Origin of the sequence: Commensalibacter melissae, from assembly GCF_003691365.1 — a bacterium.
GTDB classification, from domain to species: Bacteria; Pseudomonadota; Alphaproteobacteria; order Acetobacterales; family Acetobacteraceae; genus Commensalibacter; species Commensalibacter melissae.
This window is the reverse complement of sequence record NZ_CP033087.1, coordinates 307,481-325,230: the sequence shown is the minus strand read 5'-3', so window position 1 is coordinate 325,230 and position 17,750 is coordinate 307,481. Positions and strand designations below refer to the sequence as shown.

The window sequence follows — 17,750 nt, the reverse complement described above, 5'->3', positions numbered from 1 at the left end:
AAATTAGTTTGGCAAAAAATTCTCGGATAATATTGTATCTTCACGTTCAGGACTGGTTGAAATGACAGCAACCTTAACCCCTGTCAATGCTTCAATACGTTCAATATAATTTCTTGCTGCTGCCGGCAATTCTTCCTTTGACCGAATACCAGAGGTCTTTTCATTCCATCCTGACATCGTTTCATAAATAGGTTTCAATCTTTTTTGCGCTTCCAAAGTATATGGAAAACGCTCTATATTCTGACCGTCCAATTGATACCCGACACAAATTTTGACCTCTTTTAAGCCGTCCAGAACATCTAGTTTCATCAAGGCCAAACCATCCAATCCACCAACTTGAACTGCACGACGTACCAGTACAGCATCGAACCATCCACAGCGTCTTGGCCGTCCTGTTACCGTACCGAACTCGTGACCTTTTTCACCTAAATATTTTCCAGTTTCATCAAATAGCTCGGTTGGAAATGGCCCTGCACCAACTCTTGTCGTATAGGCCTTGGCAATTCCAAGTATGTATCCGCCTGTCCGTGGGCCTGTACCGCTACCAATCCCCGTTTGAGCAGGCACAGTATTTGAACTGGTTACAAAAGGATAGGTTCCATGATCTACATCCAACATTATGGCCTGTGCCCCTTCAAATAGCACAAATTTATTATCCTTAATATAACTTGCCATTAATTCTGAAACGGGTGCCATAAAAGGTAAAACCTTTACAGCAATAGTATTGAGATAGGATAGAATTTCATCTTTTGAAAATGTTTTTTCACCCAATGATACCAATAAGGCATTATGATGAGCCAATAACTCATCCAAACGCCAATCTAGCGTTTCCGGTTCTGTCAAATCACACAAGCGAATGGCACGACGCGCCACTTTATCTTCATAAGCGGGTCCGATACCTCGACCGGTTGTTCCAATTTTATGTTCTCCACGTGCTTTTTCACGAGCCTGATCCAAGGCCACATGAGAAGGCAAAATCAAAGGGCAATTCTCGGCTACTTTTAAAATATCTGGAGTAATTTCGATATTCTGATCTTTAAACTTGGCAATCTCATTTAACAGGGCCTGTGGATCAACAACAACCCCATTGCCAATAATACTAATTTTTTGCCTGACTACACCGGAAGGCAATAATGATAATTTATAACTTTTTCCATCAATAACCAAGGTATGTCCAGCGTTATGTCCGCCCTGAAATCTTACTACAACATCTGCCTGACTGGCCAGCCAATCAACAATCTTTCCTTTTCCCTCATCTCCCCATTGGGAACCGACAATGGTAACACTGGACATATAGACTTCCTTATCTAAACAACCTTATTTATAAAATTACACAAATATTAAATGATTAAAGCGCTTACACCAATTACAAAGGAAACAACTTTCCTTTTTTGTATATATATTGACAATTTAAATGATGAGCCTCTTCTGCAGGATCGTCTTCAACCGCACAACTCATTAATGTCACATATCCCTCTTCATGCAGTTTGCTCAACTCCTCAATTCTATGACAACCATAGGGAACAAAAACTCTTGATTTGCTCAAAGGTCTTTCCGCTCTTTGCAACAAAATATCTGGACGAAGGGTTAAACCACAAGCAGGTTCCTGATTATTGGAAAGATATCTTCCACCCCGACCAACTTCACCACTAATACCATCAGCATAAACGGAAATACATAATCCTGTATGATAATCCCAGCCTCTAAATTCAACAGGATCAATAGTTAATTCAATATCCGGATCTTGATTTCGTACCGCTTTTACAGAAGCCAACAACCGTTCAAACAACCGTTGGGCCTCTGCTGGGAAATCTAATTTTCGCAATGCGCCAATAGCCTGATCCGCAGGACCTGCCGCCTGCAACATAGCTGTCAAAATATCCGAATAATCCCCGCCATAATATTTTACGGCGGCAACATCTTTACGATCCAATGCACGCATTAACGCACCCAATTGTGCAGAGGTAAAATTTTCCGGGCTAATAATTGCCTGTACCAGCTGCGGCATCATTAAATCAAAACTGAAGGCCTGAATCCCAAGCGCCTGCAATGCCTGTGCAGTCACAAGAATCACCTCGGCATCAGCCTGTGCATTATCGATGCCAATTAATTCAATGCCAGTCTGTAAAATTTGACGGGCTGCTGAATGTCTTGCCCCTTTAACCCAAATACAGAGACCAGCATACGACAACCGCAAAGGACGTGGTGAATTGATCAATCGTGTCGCAGCAATTCTGGCAATCTGAGGTGTAATGTCTGCGCGCAAGCCCATCATATAACGTGTTTCTGGATCCATTATCCGAAAAGTTTGCTCTGCAATTCCTTTGCCCGCATGCGCAAGAAGACTCTGTTCGAATTCCAATAAAGGTGGATTGACCCTATCATAACCGTAATTAGCAAAAATATTCATCATTTTTTGCAAACCACGCGCTTCTGTCTCAGCATCAGAGGGCAAAACATCGCAAAAACCAACGGGGAGCAATGCGTTACTTATTTCCAGATCATCAATCATATGTATAGTTGCTTTTTACCTTTAATCATCTTCCCGTATGATTCAACCATCCGCCTTTACCATCGCAAACGCCCAATCAAGCCAAGGTAACAGGGCCTCCATAGATGCAGCAGTCACCGTTGCCCCACCCCATAACCTCAATCCCAGAGGAGCATCACGATAACTGGCAATATCATAAGCGACCTGTTCCTCAGCCAAAAGACCAGTCAGTTTCGATAAAACCGTTTTCTGACTTTTATTATCCAACGCAACAAACCAAGGGTCCACAATTTTTAAACAAATAGAGGTATGTGAGCGATACTTCTCATCTTTTGCAAGAAATTCAATCCATGCCGTTTTAGCAACCCATTGGCTGACAATCCTCAGATTATTTTCACTAAGACGTTTCAATCCTGCCAATCCCCCGACAGATTGAGCCCATCTCAAACCATCCAGCGCGTCTTCAACGCAAAGCATTGACGGGGTATTGATCGTATCTCCCTCAAAAATTTTTTCGTTCAATTTTCCCTGTTTCAATACACGGAAGATTTTAGGCAAGGGTCTTAACTGTTCCGTTTCCTCAAGACGTTTCACTGCACGTGGTGATAGAGCAAGCATTCCATGCGCGGCTTCCCCACCCAAAACCTTTTGCCAGGACCACGTTACCACATCAAGTTTCGACCATGGTAGATCCATCGAAAAAACAGCCGAGGTCGCATCACAAATAACCAATCCATCATGATGGTCAGGAATGAAATCTCCATTGGGAATTTTAACACCCGAAGTCGTTCCATTCCACACCATTACAACATCATTATCCCACTGAATTTCATCCAGATTTGGCAATTCACCATACTCTGCATAAATAATATTAATATTGGACAGTTTTAACTGTTCAACAACATCGGTAACCCATTCCGCAGAAAAACTGTCATAAGAAAGCACATCAACAGGACGAGACCCTAGCAAAGCCCACAAAACCATTTCAACAGCCCCGGTATCTGAAGCGGGCACAATACCCAATTTCCATCCTTCAGGAACATCAAGTATTTCAGCAGAGCGGTGAATGACATCATGTAACCTGGCCCGTCCTTCCATGGAACGATGTGACCGCCCTACCAGAGCATTTTGCAAAACATTGATATTCCATCCGGGACGTTTTGCGCAAGGACCAGATGAAAAACATGGATTTTCAGGTTTTTTTTGGGGTTTGGGAGATATGGACAATCTTGACATAAGCGTTAATAACCATTCATTGCACGTTAACAGATAACGTGAATTGGTGCGAAAGGGGGGATTTGAACCCCCACGCCTTGCGGCGGTCGATTTTGAGTCGACTACGTCTACCGTTCCGTCACTCTCGCTTGCTTATTTTCTCTTAGCAGATAACACCACCAAAAGACAATCTTGTTTTTAAAAAAAATTAAAAAAATTGCAAGTGTTTTTCAAAGATTTTTTCATTTAAAATACATAATATTCACATTATAATTAAATTTTATACAAATAATTATGAAACTGGTTACTTATACATCATTTATTTAACTTATATTCATTTAAGTTTTTTTAAAGTTTTTTTAATAAAAAAATTAATTCCAATAAAAAACAAACCTTGCAAAACTTTTAAAGTAACCAAAAATATTCACTGCTTTAGCAAAATTTAAAAAATTATAAAAATCAATAGTTCATTAAATGATATTAAATAAATTTAATAATTATTACTATAAATTTCATTTTATATTAGTAAAAATTACTTATTAATAAATAACATGTTTGTATATTATGTTGTATTATACTAATAATAATATTTTAGGAACGAAAAAATAAAGTAAAAATAAGAGATTACTTATGGTTAAACATGTAAAAGACGACAAACGCAAAGATTTAACAGATGAAAATGAATTTAAAACAAATCATTTTGTAAACTATATTTATTATCCTGTTAATTTGGCAAATAAAAATAACGTCACCGAAGACCAAATAAGCACTTTTGATTCGATAGGATATTCCATACACAATAACAATCCCATCCTTAATACCGGTGATTGGTACGCCATTAACTATAATGGAAAAACTATATATAGTAAGGGCGGATATAATCAGAACGGTACAAATTCATACTTTAGCCTGTATACGGCTGATCACACAACCACTGATCCAAACTATGCCTATTCTGGCCCTGTAAACATTATCAACAGCAATTTGCATATCGAGAATGGAGCCGTAGTATCAGAACTCAATTACTTTTCCACTGACGGGAATCAATATACGCTTACCGTTGATCAAAATGGTAAATTGCAAAATTCCAATATTTTCAATCAAAATGTCTACATCAACAATGGTTTTTCCAGTAATAACAATTACTATAGCTGCCCCACCACAATGGCCGGCAACACTCAGTCAGACAACGATTCATTTACCAATGCCTACATCCTATCAGTGGGTAGCTGGACTTTAACGGGTATAGCCTCCCAACAGACCCCCTCATCAGGAAATTTTTTCTTTAGTAAAGGTGGAACAACAACAATCAATATAAAAGACTATACTATCGTCACCAATCCCACTGTCACCGCCGATACGCAGGTTCCAGCCGACACGAAAAGTACGCAGATCAATGTTGATCAAGGAGCAAGATTCGGAAAACAGGATTTTTATTCCAGAAACAACATTGATGAATATTTGAACAACATAATAATCAAAAATGACTATAAATCCATTATCGGTGATGGAAGCTTCAGTGATTATAACGTTGTATATGTCACCAACGAGACATTTACAGACGCCAATGGAGTGACACAAACAGCAACAACATACCGGGATTCAAAAAATAATGTACTCTATCGGGGAAACGGTCCTGTCAATATCTATAATGTCTCAAGAATAATTGTCAGAAAAGGCGCGGTACTGGATCATGCACAAATTTTTGGCGGAGCAATTCCCAGTATCCTGGTTGAAAACGGAGGCATTCTTCAAAATTCCAATATTTTCGATAGCTACATCGGGATTCAGAATGGGGGTCAATCACTCAATAACACCTATTATTCACCCGAATTCTGGTACAGCAGAAATAATGTCACCAGCCGCATGGAAGGGATCTCCAAAAATGATAAATTCTATGAATCTGCACACTCTTACCAGAATCTTTTAGACATTAGTGATAATGCCAACGTTTATTTCGATCAAAATGGTTTTACTGTAAACGATCCCACTAAAAATCCATCCAAAAGCCAACGCTTTTCGGTTGTCAATGGATTTATGCAACTGCATATCGGTTATGGAGGGCAATTCATTGATCCAAGTATATCAAGCTACAATAGTTATTATCTTGATTATTTTGGCGGGGGGGAAAATAATGATCCAAACAGTTCGCCAAACTATAATTATCCGGGTGTGGATCCTGACCTATCTGCTGATACCAGTAAAAATCCATTGAAATTCGATAACAATGTCGATTTTGCAAATTATACCGTCCGTAACAATAACCCGATCCTGGATGGAACCATTCCATGGCATGCCGTTAAACTTGACAATGGTAAAACGGTCTATCAACGGGGAACCGGCACAAATGGCCCCTATTTCAGTTTACACGACAAGGATCACCTAACCAATGATCCCAATAAAGCCTATTCAGGTCCTGTTAATATCATAAATTCCGATTTTTACATTGAAAATGGGGCTGTTGTCTCTGGATTGAATTTCCTTGCCAGTGACAATTCCAGAACATTATACAATAATGGTGGAACACTGCAAGATTCCAATATTTTCAATCAAAACGTAATTTTTACTGGCAATAGTCATTCCAATAACAACACTTTTATTTCCTGCCCCGTCAACATAAGTGGAACTACCGTATCCGATGGGGATTCTTTCGTCAATTTTTCCTCTAAAACAGGATATTATGATTTAAAGGGAATCAGTTATACAAATAGAAGCTATCTTGATACCAAACATGACAACACCTTTCTATCCAGTGATAATGGATCTGCTGATGTAAACGTAAATGACAGAAGTATTGTCAGAAATCCCCATATACCGAATGTTCCATTGAACAACTCAAATAATACCATGACTATAAATGTGGTAAATACAGCACAATTTGAAACAAAGGGGGTGCCTACTGGTCCAGAACTTGATAAATACCTCGCCAGTACCGTTATTCAAAATGACAGCCTGAACATTATTGGCCCAAATAACGGTAGCAGTAACAATTGTGTCTATGTATACACAGAAAACGTTCTGGACCAAAATGGAAAACCTGTTTTGGATTCATCAGGTGTACCCCAAACAGTAAATGTCTATCGGGATAGTGCCGGACATGAAATCTACCGTGGTAATAAAAAAATTAATTTTTACAATGTATACAAGGTTATTGTCACCAAAGGTGCAGTTCTTGACGGCGCGCAAATTTTGGGAAACAATATCCCGAGACTCCTTGTCCAAAATGGCGGAACCATAAAAAATTCAAAATTTTATGATGGTTATGTAGGCATTGAACAAGGTGGACAGTCAATAAACAATACTTATTATTCACCGGAATTCTGGTATTCCGAATGGGACAATCTGGGCGACCATCGAATGGAAGGCACTTCACAGGACGACAAATTCTTTGAGAGTTCTGGAACCGTAAAAGGTCTCGTAAATATCGCAAATAATGAATGTCGATATATTGATGGCAATAATAATGTTGTTTATAATGACAAAAGCTATAACCCTCCAAACAATACACAATTTACCGTAGCCAGTGGTACAACCCAAATCCATGTCGCGGGTAACGGAAAACTAATTAATCCGACGATATCAAGTAATAGTAAATATATTTTGGATTACAGGGATAATGCTCAGGAAGAACCCTGTTACCTTTGTGGCACGATGATAGAGACAAGAGACGGATTGAAGGCCATAGAAAAGATCCGTGCCGGAGACATGGTTTATACATACGAAGGCTCCGCGAGGGTTCTCAAACCCGTGACCTGGGTCGGATCGGGTCACCACAGTGTCCGCAGGAACAGACCCGATGATGTGGCGGGTTATGCAATCCATATCGTCAAAGACGCCCTGGCTGACAATATCCCATACAAGGATATGCGCATCACACCGGAACATTGTCTCTATATTGATGAAAAGTTCATCCCCGCCCGCATGCTGGTCAATCATCACTCCATCCGTTACGATTATTCAAAAACCGAATATACCTATTATCATCTCGAGCTGGAGAAACATGGCGTTATCAAGGCGGATGGCGTATTGTCCGAAAGCTACCTCAATACGGACAACCATAAAAATTTCCACAATCCTGAAAAGGTGGTTCAGTTAAGACAGGAGACAAAAGACTGGGCACAGGATGCCGCAGCCCCTCTGGAAACAAGCCGTGAGGCCGTTGAACCTGTCCATGCCCATTTGAAACAGAGGGCATTGCATCTGGGCATGAAGAACATGGTTGCGCCAGAAACAATCACCCACTCCACAAATCTTCATATCATTACTGACAGAGGCGAGGTTATCCATCCACAATGGCCGGTAACGGGAAATGGAAATTATGTCTTTGTTCTCCCCAGTCCCGTTCATCATGTCCATATCGTTTCAAATAGCAGTCGCCCGTGCGATGCCATCGGTCCATTCGTTGATGACAGGCGCAATCTCGGCGTACTGATCGAAACCATCACCCTGTTTGACAACAGGGAGAACCACTATGTCAAAGCCCACCTGGAAACCAGGAAACTTGAAGGGTGGCATAATCAGGAAAACATACCCTGCCGCTGGACGGACGGCTATGCTCTCCTGCCCCTGGACCAGCATGTTCTGCAAAAGGGCCGGAAGATCCTTACCGTAAAGGTCATCGCCGCTGGACCGTATATCTCACAAAACCAGTTGGATCATAAAAAAATAATGTCATCATAATAAAAATTACAAATACCATTTTATATTACTTATAAGGCTGGATCAGATAAATTGATCCAGCTTTTTTATAAAACCCATTTGATTCTAGCAATTTTATTACTTAATCCATATCCCGACCAGGCCATCACTTCATAATGTCATTTTCCATACATTTATTGAAAAACAAAATTGGGTGAATCCCTATCTAACTATTTTTAATAGAAATCTAATATTTATTAAAAAATAATAAATGTATTCAAGATATTACATTTCAATTATCAAATTTAATTTACTAAATATATTAATAACATTATAATAATTAAATAGATTAAATAATAAATAGCATGCTCATGAAAGTATTACTTAAATAATAAATGTCACAAATACTTACTTTCTGACACGCTTATAATAAAAATTATATGAGAATCACTGATGACGAACCAAAAAAAAGATTACTTGCGTAAAGATAAAAAAGATGATGATACATTCAAAATAAATCATTCATTTGTCCATTCATATCAATATCCTCCATCCTATGGTGAAAAGAACAGTCAAGATTCTATTCAAACCTTCTCAAATAATCGCCTTACAAGAGAGAATGCGACTTCCAATCAATTAAAAAATGTCGAAAATACAGACCTGAACAGTTATATATTACAAAATAACAATCCGATCATTGATAGTGGCAATTGGTATGCCGTTAAATTAAGTGATGGCCGCACTGTCTACAAAATAAACTCAACCAACGGACAGTATTTCAGCCTATCAACAAATAATCATCTTACATCTGATCCATCACAAGCCTATTCAGGACCCATCAATTTTGTTGACAGCACTGTAACCATTACAAATGGTGCAACCGTTTCAGGTTCAAATTTCCTTTTGATCAAAAACAGCCCCTCTAACAATTCAGCCATTACAATCAATACTGGTGGAACGCTCCAGGATTCAAATATATTCAATCAAAATGTTACGATGAATGGTGGCAGTTCAACCAACAACACTTTTATTTCCAGCCCTGTTATCATGAACGGTTCCTCCACTTCGGATAATGACTCATTCCTTAACCCAAATACTACAAGAAGCGGTTATAATCTGGGAGGTCAAAGTTTTAGTGGCAATAGTTACAAGAATCAACCCAACTCTTATTTTCAATCAAGTGATAATAATACTGCCAATCTTACCCTCAATAACAACAGTAAAGTAACAAATCCCAATATACCGGATCTTTACAGATACAACCCTTCATCAAACAGGCTGACCGTATCAGTCAGCAGAACCGCCCAATTTTCTCAAGAACAGATTACCGGGGATGATATTGAAAACTATGTAAAAAACTATAACATTTCCAACGATCATATCAATATCATCGGTACGGGTGGCACCACCTCAATTTATATCAGCTCTGAAATCGCTTCAGATCCTGCCGGTAATATGATTAGACAGAATGTCTATAAAAATGGAGCCGGAATTATCATTTACAGAGGTAATGATCCAGTAAATATTTTCAACATTAACAATATCTATATTCAAGATGGAGCGGTTGTAGACGGTGCTGAAATTTTTGCCAATAATAGTTGGCAGAACGTTTTTATACAAAAAGGTGGCACCCTAAAAAATTCAAAATTTTATGATGGTTATATAGGGATTGAACAAGGTGGAAAGTCAATAAACAATACTTATTTCTCGCCAGAATTTTCAAGTAATGGCCATTATATCGACGGTTTGTCTCAAAATGATACGATTTATGAAACATCCTGGTCAGCAAGTGGGAAATTAAATATCGCAAATAATAATAATATTTGCTTGAATGGAAACAACCCCCCTGTCTATAATCAGACTAACAACAACCCTCCACCCAATCAATCCATCTGGTTAACCAACGGATTGACTCGCGTAACTGTCGGGACTACAGGACAATTCATCAATCCAACAATAAACACTAATCACAACTATTCCATAGATTATGTGCCGGGACTGAACACTGATAATCCCCAACCCTGTTACCTTTGTGGCACGATGATAGAGACAAGAGACGGATTGAAGGCCATAGAAAAGATCCGTGCCGGAGACATGGTTTATACATACGAAGGCTCCGCGAGGGTTCTCAAACCCGTGACCTGGGTCGGATCGGGTCACCACAGTGTCCGCAGGAACAGACCCGATGATGTGGCGGGTTATGCAATCCATATCGTCAAAGACGCCCTGGCTGACAATATCCCATACAAGGATATGCGCATCACACCGGAACATTGTCTCTATATTGATGAAAAGTTCATCCCCGCCCGCATGCTGGTCAATCATCACTCCATCCGTTACGATTATTCAAAAACCGAATATACCTATTATCATCTCGAGCTGGAGAAACATGGCGTTATCAAGGCGGATGGCGTATTGTCCGAAAGCTACCTCAATACGGACAACCATAAAAATTTCCACAATCCTGAAAAGGTGGTTCAGTTAAGACAGGAGACAAAAGACTGGGCACAGGATGCCGCAGCCCCTCTGGAAACAAGCCGTGAGGCCGTTGAACCTGTCCATGCCCATTTGAAACAGAGGGCATTGCATCTGGGCATGAAGAACATGGTTGCGCCAGAAACAATCACCCACTCCACAAATCTTCATATCATTACTGACAGAGGCGAGGTTATCCATCCACAATGGCCGGTAACGGGAAATGGAAATTATGTCTTTGTTCTCCCCAGTCCCGTTCATCATGTCCATATCGTTTCAAATAGCAGTCGCCCGTGCGATGCCATCGGTCCATTCGTTGATGACAGGCGCAATCTCGGCGTACTGATCGAAACCATCACCCTGTTTGACAACAGGGAGAACCACTATGTCAAAGCCCACCTGGAAACCAGGAAACTTGAAGGGTGGCATAATCAGGAAAACATACCCTGCCGCTGGACGGACGGCTATGCTCTCCTGCCCCTGGACCAGCATGTTCTGCAAAAGGGCCGGAAGATCCTTACCGTAAAGGTCATCGCCGCTGGACCGTATATCTCACAAAACCAGTTGGATCATAAAAATCAGTTGAGAAACTGAACAGCATACTTCAGATTATTACAGGATCAGGTTATCTAATACGTTTCAATACTGTATTTCATAACCTGATCTTACTATAAAATTTACCAGACATCTTTCTAGAATAATTCTTATCCTCGATTTCATCGAAAAATTCTCATTATCTGCATTTATCAACATTTCAATTAAAATTTTATATACAAATGGTTATTGTTCCAATGATATTGATTGATAAATACCTCATATACCGAACATCAATCTGATATTCTGGATGGCCGCCCCTGATGCTCCTTTTCCAAGATTATCCAAACTTGCAGTCAATATTACCTGATCATTTCTATTATTCGAATGAACCCTCAGCTCCATACGATCGGTAAAGGCCAGCTGGTTTGCGGGAAGACGCGTTAAACCATCCTCAACAAAAACAATATTTTTTCGTTGAAAATAATGTTCCTTCAAACATGTTTTAAGCTGTTTGACCGTACCATTTAACAAATTAACATGCAAAGGTATCGAAACAATCATTCCCTGTGCAAAATTTCCTACGGATGGAACAAATACAGGTTCCTGCACCAGATCGCAATAATGACAAATTTCCGGTAAATGCTTATGATTCAAATCTAAAGCATATAATTCGAAAGGAGGTGCATTCTTTTCCTGTTCATAAACTGCAATCAGCTTTTTCCCTCCTCCACTATAACCACTTACAGCATTAATGGTTAATGGATAGTCTACGGGAATTATACCCGCCTTTACCAAAGGATGAAGCAAAGCAATTGCTCCACTGGAATAACATCCTGGATTGGCAACCTTATCGGCTTTTGCAATTTTTCGTTCTTGCCCCGGATCCAATTCAGCAAATCCATAAACCCATTCCGGATCTGTTCGAAATGCTGTACTGGCATCCAAAATACGCGGTCTTTTACTTTCCATCATCTCAACAAGAGCAACAGCCTCACGTGAAGCCTCATCCGGAAGACATAAAACTGCCAAATCAACTGCCGCCATCATTTGAAGACGTTTATCAATATCATGACGATGCTCAATGGGGACCGAACATAATTCAATTGGCAAATCCGCCAAACGTTGTCGTATACCCAACCCCGTAGTTCCATATTCCCCATCAATAAAAATTTTAGGCATTTCTGTCATGATTGTCATTCCAAATAAATCGGTTTTTAATAATTAAACATATGCTTAAATAAAAAAGGCGAAGAAAAGCATAATGCCTTTCCTCGCCCCTGATTTCATAAAGCTGTAAGGCTTAACGTTTACTGAACTGGAAGGAACGGCGGGCTTTTGCCTTACCATACTTCTTACGTTCAACAACACGCGCATCACGTGTCAAGAAGCCTGCCGCTTTTAATGCGGCACGTAATTCAGGTTCATAGTTGCATAAAGCACGACTTAATCCGTGACGAACCGCGCCAGCCTGTCCTGACAAACCTCCCCCTGTTACAGTGCAGTAAACATCAAACTCACCTTCACGATTGGTTACCTGAAAAGGTTGATTCAACAACATCTGCAAAACTGGACGAGCGAAATAACTTGTTACCGGACGTCCGTTAACAATAATCTCGCCCTTACCAGGTTTTACCCATACACGTGCAATGGCATCCTTACGACGACCGGTTGCGTAGGCACGACCAAACTGGTCACGCTTTGGTTCACGAACGATAACTTCCTGTTGTGCCAAAACAGTATCAACAACTGCCTCTTTCAGATCAGCCAAACTGCCTGTACGTTCTTGAGTCTCTGACATATTCCTCAGGCTCCAACTTTTGTAGTTTTATTAACACTATTTTTTCGGTTCAACGCAGCTATATCGAGCTTAACCGGTTGCTGTGCTTCATGTGGATGAGCATCACTGGCGTAAACATATAAATGTTTCATCTGTTTACGCTGCAATGGACCACGGCTAATCATACGTTCAACTGCCTTAATGACAAGATGTTCCGGATTTTTACCCGTCAAACGTTGTCTGATCGTACGTTCTTTGATCCCACCGGGATAACCTGTATGATAATAGAACATCTTCTGTTCTACTTTTTTGCCTGTTAAGGCGACTTTATCAGCATTGATAACAATAATATTGTCACCACAATCGACATGGGGTGTATATTGTGGTTTATGCTTGCCACGAAGGCGATTAGCAACGATAGCAGCCAAACGTCCCAAAACGATGTCTTTCGCATCGATCAGAACCCAATTCTTGGTTACTTCCGCTGGTTTAAGCGAAATGGTTGTTTTCATTAACTCTAGATTCCGTTAATTGAGCAAAACTGTAATTTGATTTTTGTTTATTAACTCAAGTATGATTTTCGTCAAGTTTTTTTTTAATATTTACTAATTTTTATTTGTTTTTCAACGACTTTAAATATGTGGTATTATAATACCACATTATTTTCTCTTCTCTTTGACAAAAAACCAAATAAATTCTTATTACTTACTACAATACTACAATACTACAATGATCCAGCATTAATTAGACAAGCAATACAATAATGGAAAATTATTTCCGCTAAATTTTTCTGTATCTTAATCTTCTTGTTATAATGAATATTAATCAAAGTATTATAATAATTGGTACAACCAGTCCTAATTAATTTAATTGCCTGCAAATAAAAGGGGTTAAATGCCAAATTTAAACCATGTTTTACGGAAAAATTTTGTTGTCACAATAAATTATCGGATGGGGCGAATGACGGGGATCGAACCCGCGACAACCGGTACCACAAACCGGCGCTCTACCAACTGAGCTACATCCGCCATTGTGTGATGAAATGTCTTTACTATAATTCCGTGTAATTCGTCAATTCATTTTCAAAAATTTTATTTAATTTTCTTTTATGCATAATAAATCAGGCTCTTACAAAAATATAAAGACCTGAATACTATGCAAAAATTCAAAATTTTAAAAAAATCAAATCAGAAATCTATACGTGCAGTCACCTTGAAATAACGTCCTGGTTGAGAGAAATATGCCTTCTGTAGACTGCGAGAGGATTGTCCAACCGGCAAAGAAGATGCATTATAATATTTTTTGTCAAACATATTATACATACCAAATTGAAACCGCAAGGGACGATAAAAAGAAGGTCTGTACCATCCGGTCAAATCAAAAACAACATAACCTGGCGTATTCCACTGTTTGGAAAGAACACCCGTGTTATTCAAAAATTTGGCATTATCCCTGGCTATTGCAAAAGTACTTGATAAATCCGTTCCCCAATTATCTGTTTTATATCCAAACCCAATGATTCCCCGGAAAGGCGCTATTGAACTTAAAGCATAATTTATATCTGTATTACGTCCATGGGCATATGCAAAAGAGGCCCACGTATGCCAGTTGGGATCGAATTCCCAGTTCATACTGGCCTCTGTTCCATAAATACGAACACGAGACAGGTTATCATAGCCAAAACACATTTGTGTTCCGGTGCAAGGATTGATACCAATCATATCAATATAATTGCGATAGTAATTATCATAAAAGGCAATATTGAAGCCCCGTCTTGAATTGCCATATTTAAGTCCAACTTCCCAACCACGACCTGTTTCAGCCTTTAAATCGGGATTACCAGTGACCTGATACATGGGAGGCGTTCCATAACTTAAATACTCTTCATTTGCGCTGGGTGCACGATAGGATTGTGAATATTGTGCATAAGCAACCAATTGATGAATAATCCGGGCTTCGACCAAAATCTTTGGAGAGTAACGAGAGCCACTGGCCCCTTTGGGCAATCCATTGTAAATTGGATTGTTTTGATATTTCGAAGTGTTATGCGGATCCCGTTTAAAATAATCAAACCTTACACCTGATGTGATATGCAGCCACTCATTTTTTCCAATGCCAATACGATCTTGTAAAATGGCCCCCAAATCAGTCCCGTGCACATTTGGCATATCCGAAAAATTATTATGCAGGAATGGATTCTTGGTAGCGTTCCATCCTGATTGATACTGACTTGTATCTGTTAGATAAGCTTCACCCCCATATGTAATTGCATGATGTATCGAGCCTGTAAACACGTTCATTGTTGCATGTCCAACCACTCCATAAGATTGAACATCCATGTCCAGTTTCTGCCACGAATCACGCTTCGGCATCAAATCATAACGATCCGAGATATTCGTTATAACATTATTATCCTGCCAATACGCAATAAACTGACCTTCGCCAAATAAATCCTTGGCTGGGTCCTTTGCCTTGTAATCATAATGGACAGAAAAACGGGATCGTTGATTTTCACTTTGTGTACGATAAAATTCCTCTTTTACCCGTTGGGAAGTCAATGTATGTTCATCAACATTGCGATCGACCCATTCTCCTGTAATTCCTAGCCGATGACCGCCTGAAAAATAATGAATGACCTTTCCTACAAAACTTCCCTGATCGTAAGAGGCAGGATTACGTTTTGTACGTGTATTTCCATACCCCCCAGTATGTCCCATATTTCCGGTTTCACTACCATTGGAATAGCCTCCTTCCAGTAAAAATAGTGTATTTTTGTAACGTGCGGCAAAAATCTGGTTTAACAACGCGCTTGCACTGACGCCATCATAGGTAGTTTTTGTAATCCCGCCAAATTTTTGTCCTGATTTTAGAATATCCTCTGGATTAAAAGTTCGTAAGGCAACCACTCCACCCAAAGAACCTGTTCCAAAAAAGCTGGAATCTGCACTTTTAATAACATCCATTCCACCCAAAGAATTAAAATCAAAGGTTGATAAACCACCCTGTTGAGTCGTAAATGCACTTGCAAATGCACCATCATTTGCCCACATCATACGAATACCATCAATCGTTGTTAATAAACGACTTTGATCAAGACCCCGCATATTAATACTATAATTATTTGAATTATAGTTAATTGCCGCATCCACACGACGCGAATAATCCTCCAAACTATCGAGCTGTTTATCCCTGAAAGTTTTAAAGGTTGTTGTTGTCGTTAAAACTCTTGATTTTCCTTGGGAGCTATAATCTTTATCGGGATCAATTTTTGTATAAGACAATATCGGGTCTGATTTTCCCTTGACTTGGATCGGAGAAAGCTTTAGCGAAGTCCCTTTAATATTGTTTTTCTGATTAAATTGATCCGATCTTTTTTCTTCATCTCTCTGTTGCGTTTTGAGGTCCGGCAATAAATCCTGATTAATGGGATTAGAAGATTGCCCCCAGGCTGATATATTGGTCAAACCTAAAAAACCGGACATTACAAACCATGGAAATTTATATGAAAATGGAAAAAAAAAATGTTTTTTTTGAATAGTCTGCATGGAATTCATCAATCGTTATTGTGAATGATTATTAATAACTTTTGATGACACAACTGAATTTTAATGTCAATAAATTGATAATGATTCTTAATATCAATTGATATTGATAATTACTATTAATTGGTATATGTCTAAAAATTATAATGTTAAATAAATTTAGCCAACTTAACTGATTAATTTTCATGCAATAATGGAAACACAACCATGACAGATTCAGGAACCCTTACTTTAACAGAAGCTTTACGTCTACAAACACGAGAAACTCACGAAAAATTGGATCATTATCTTACCAGCCTTGGATTATTCAACAACATTGAACTCTACAAGAAATTTCTCTCACTTCAATATTATATTCATCGTGATGCCAACAGTTATTATCATGACCAAACGTTAACAGTCATTATCCCCGATCTCATCAATCGCAACCGCTTTGAAAAAGTGAAAGAGGATTTGAAAGATTTAAAAATTGATATCCCTTCCACTACCTTGACTTCACCAAACACAACGAATGCTTCTGAGGCGGTAGGTTTTCTTTATGTTGTCGAAGGATCTAAACTTGGGGCAAATACGCTTTTGAAACGTGTGGAAAAAATTGGTTTATCTGAAAATTATGGGGCACGACATATGGCACCAGATCAAGATGGAAGAGGCGCATCCTGGAGAATATTTCAAAATTCAATTAACCAGGCAAAATTGGATATTCATACCACCATTAAAAGTGCCACCACCGCATTTAGCCAAATCCTTGCCTATGCTAAATTTGTAACCACATAACTTTAAATTACATAAAACCGGTTATTTATTAAATAACCCGGTTTTAAATACAAATATCCTTATTGCCATCTTTACATAAAAATTTTCTATTTTTTACGATACAGAAAAATATTTAATCTTAGGCTTTCCCATCCAGTTTAATACCAGCTCTATAATTTGATAATGATAATTAATATCACTTAATATTGATAATTAATATCACTTAATATAAGATAAAATTCATTAAGTTGAATTGCCTGTTAAAAAATTTATTAAATATACAGGATCTTATTGGATTAACATCATGTCAGATACATTT

General features: G+C 38.9%; 10 protein-coding genes and 2 tRNA genes. 3 read left to right on the top strand and 9 right to left on the bottom strand.

The window, feature by feature from the left end; genetic code table 11:
• Positions 1–3 precede the first annotated feature (3 nt).
• From D9V35_RS01425 to D9V35_RS01410, 4 genes are all read right to left on the bottom strand, one after another.
• Positions 4–1,293: an adenylosuccinate synthase gene (locus D9V35_RS01425; protein WP_122122991.1), complete on the bottom strand. Its 1,290-nt coding sequence runs from the start codon at positions 1,291–1,293 to the stop codon at positions 4–6.
• Between the two features lie 73 nt (positions 1,294–1,366).
• A complete protein-coding gene (locus D9V35_RS01420) occupies positions 1,367–2,512 on the bottom strand; it encodes an ATP phosphoribosyltransferase regulatory subunit (protein ID WP_122122990.1) in 1,146 nt (381 codons plus the stop codon).
• A 42-nt stretch (positions 2,513–2,554) separates the two neighbouring features.
• The gene (locus tag D9V35_RS01415; protein WP_122122989.1) at positions 2,555–3,727 is read right to left on the bottom strand and encodes a phosphoserine transaminase; all 1,173 of its coding nucleotides are present in this window, start codon (positions 3,725–3,727) and stop codon (positions 2,555–2,557) included.
• Positions 3,728–3,771: 44 nt separating this feature from the next.
• Positions 3,772–3,855 (bottom strand) — tRNA-Leu (locus D9V35_RS01410).
• 481 nt (positions 3,856–4,336) lie between these two features.
• Here D9V35_RS01410 and D9V35_RS01405 point away from each other — a divergent pair.
• Positions 4,337–8,386 (top strand): Hint domain-containing protein, encoded by a 4,050-nt coding sequence (locus D9V35_RS01405; protein ID WP_122122988.1) that lies wholly within the window; start codon positions 4,337–4,339, stop codon positions 8,384–8,386.
• A gap of 411 nt (positions 8,387–8,797) precedes the next feature.
• Positions 8,798–11,413 (top strand): Hint domain-containing protein, encoded by a 2,616-nt coding sequence (locus D9V35_RS01400; RefSeq protein ID WP_122122987.1) that lies wholly within the window; start codon positions 8,798–8,800, stop codon positions 11,411–11,413.
• Between the two features lie 219 nt (positions 11,414–11,632).
• On the opposite strand, the gene argC is transcribed toward D9V35_RS01400, so the two are convergent.
• The 5 genes from argC to D9V35_RS01375 all read right to left on the bottom strand — a co-directional run bounded on the left by argC (position 11,633) and on the right by D9V35_RS01375 (position 16,615).
• Positions 11,633–12,544, bottom strand: coding sequence for an N-acetyl-gamma-glutamyl-phosphate reductase (gene argC / locus D9V35_RS01395; RefSeq protein WP_122122986.1), 912 nt, complete (start codon positions 12,542–12,544; stop codon positions 11,633–11,635).
• Between the two features lie 112 nt (positions 12,545–12,656).
• Positions 12,657–13,154 carry a 30S ribosomal protein S9 gene (gene rpsI, locus D9V35_RS01390; protein WP_110439378.1) on the bottom strand — a complete coding sequence of 166 codons (498 nt, stop codon included), beginning with the start codon at positions 13,152–13,154 and terminating at the stop codon, positions 12,657–12,659.
• Positions 13,155–13,159: 5 nt separating this feature from the next.
• Entirely contained in the window at positions 13,160–13,645 is a 486-nt protein-coding gene (gene rplM, locus D9V35_RS01385; protein WP_110439377.1) for a 50S ribosomal protein L13, read from the bottom strand.
• Between the two features lie 440 nt (positions 13,646–14,085).
• A tRNA-His gene (locus D9V35_RS01380) sits at positions 14,086–14,161 on the bottom strand.
• A 159-nt stretch (positions 14,162–14,320) separates the two neighbouring features.
• A complete protein-coding gene (locus tag D9V35_RS01375; protein WP_122124235.1) occupies positions 14,321–16,615 on the bottom strand; it encodes a TonB-dependent hemoglobin/transferrin/lactoferrin family receptor in 2,295 nt (764 codons plus the stop codon).
• Positions 16,616–16,882: 267 nt separating this feature from the next.
• Here D9V35_RS01375 and D9V35_RS01370 point away from each other — a divergent pair, with 267 nt between their 5' ends.
• A complete protein-coding gene (locus tag D9V35_RS01370; RefSeq protein WP_122122985.1) occupies positions 16,883–17,452 on the top strand; it encodes a biliverdin-producing heme oxygenase in 570 nt (189 codons plus the stop codon).
• Positions 17,453–17,750 lie beyond the last annotated feature (298 nt).

Excerpts from the sequence above, each read along its gene's own strand:
- D9V35_RS01425 (WP_122122991.1), bottom strand. The coding sequence starts at position 1,293 with ATGTCCAGTGTTACCATTGTCGGTTCCCAATGGGGAGATGAGGGAAAA.
- D9V35_RS01420 (WP_122122990.1), bottom strand. The coding sequence starts at position 2,512 with ATGATTGATGATCTGGAAATAAGTAACGCATTGCTCCCCGTTGGTTTT.
- D9V35_RS01415 (WP_122122989.1), bottom strand. The coding sequence starts at position 3,727 with ATGTCAAGATTGTCCATATCTCCCAAACCCCAAAAAAAACCTGAAAAT.
- D9V35_RS01405 (WP_122122988.1), top strand. The coding sequence starts at position 4,337 with ATGGTTAAACATGTAAAAGACGACAAACGCAAAGATTTAACAGATGAA.
- D9V35_RS01400 (WP_122122987.1), top strand. The coding sequence starts at position 8,798 with ATGACGAACCAAAAAAAAGATTACTTGCGTAAAGATAAAAAAGATGAT.
- argC (WP_122122986.1), bottom strand. The coding sequence starts at position 12,544 with ATGACAGAAATGCCTAAAATTTTTATTGATGGGGAATATGGAACTACG.
- rpsI (WP_110439378.1), bottom strand. The coding sequence starts at position 13,154 with ATGTCAGAGACTCAAGAACGTACAGGCAGTTTGGCTGATCTGAAAGAG.
- rplM (WP_110439377.1), bottom strand. The coding sequence starts at position 13,645 with ATGAAAACAACCATTTCGCTTAAACCAGCGGAAGTAACCAAGAATTGG.
- D9V35_RS01375 (WP_122124235.1), bottom strand. The coding sequence starts at position 16,615 with ATGTCCGGTTTTTTAGGTTTGACCAATATATCAGCCTGGGGGCAATCT.
- D9V35_RS01370 (WP_122122985.1), top strand. The coding sequence starts at position 16,883 with ATGACAGATTCAGGAACCCTTACTTTAACAGAAGCTTTACGTCTACAA.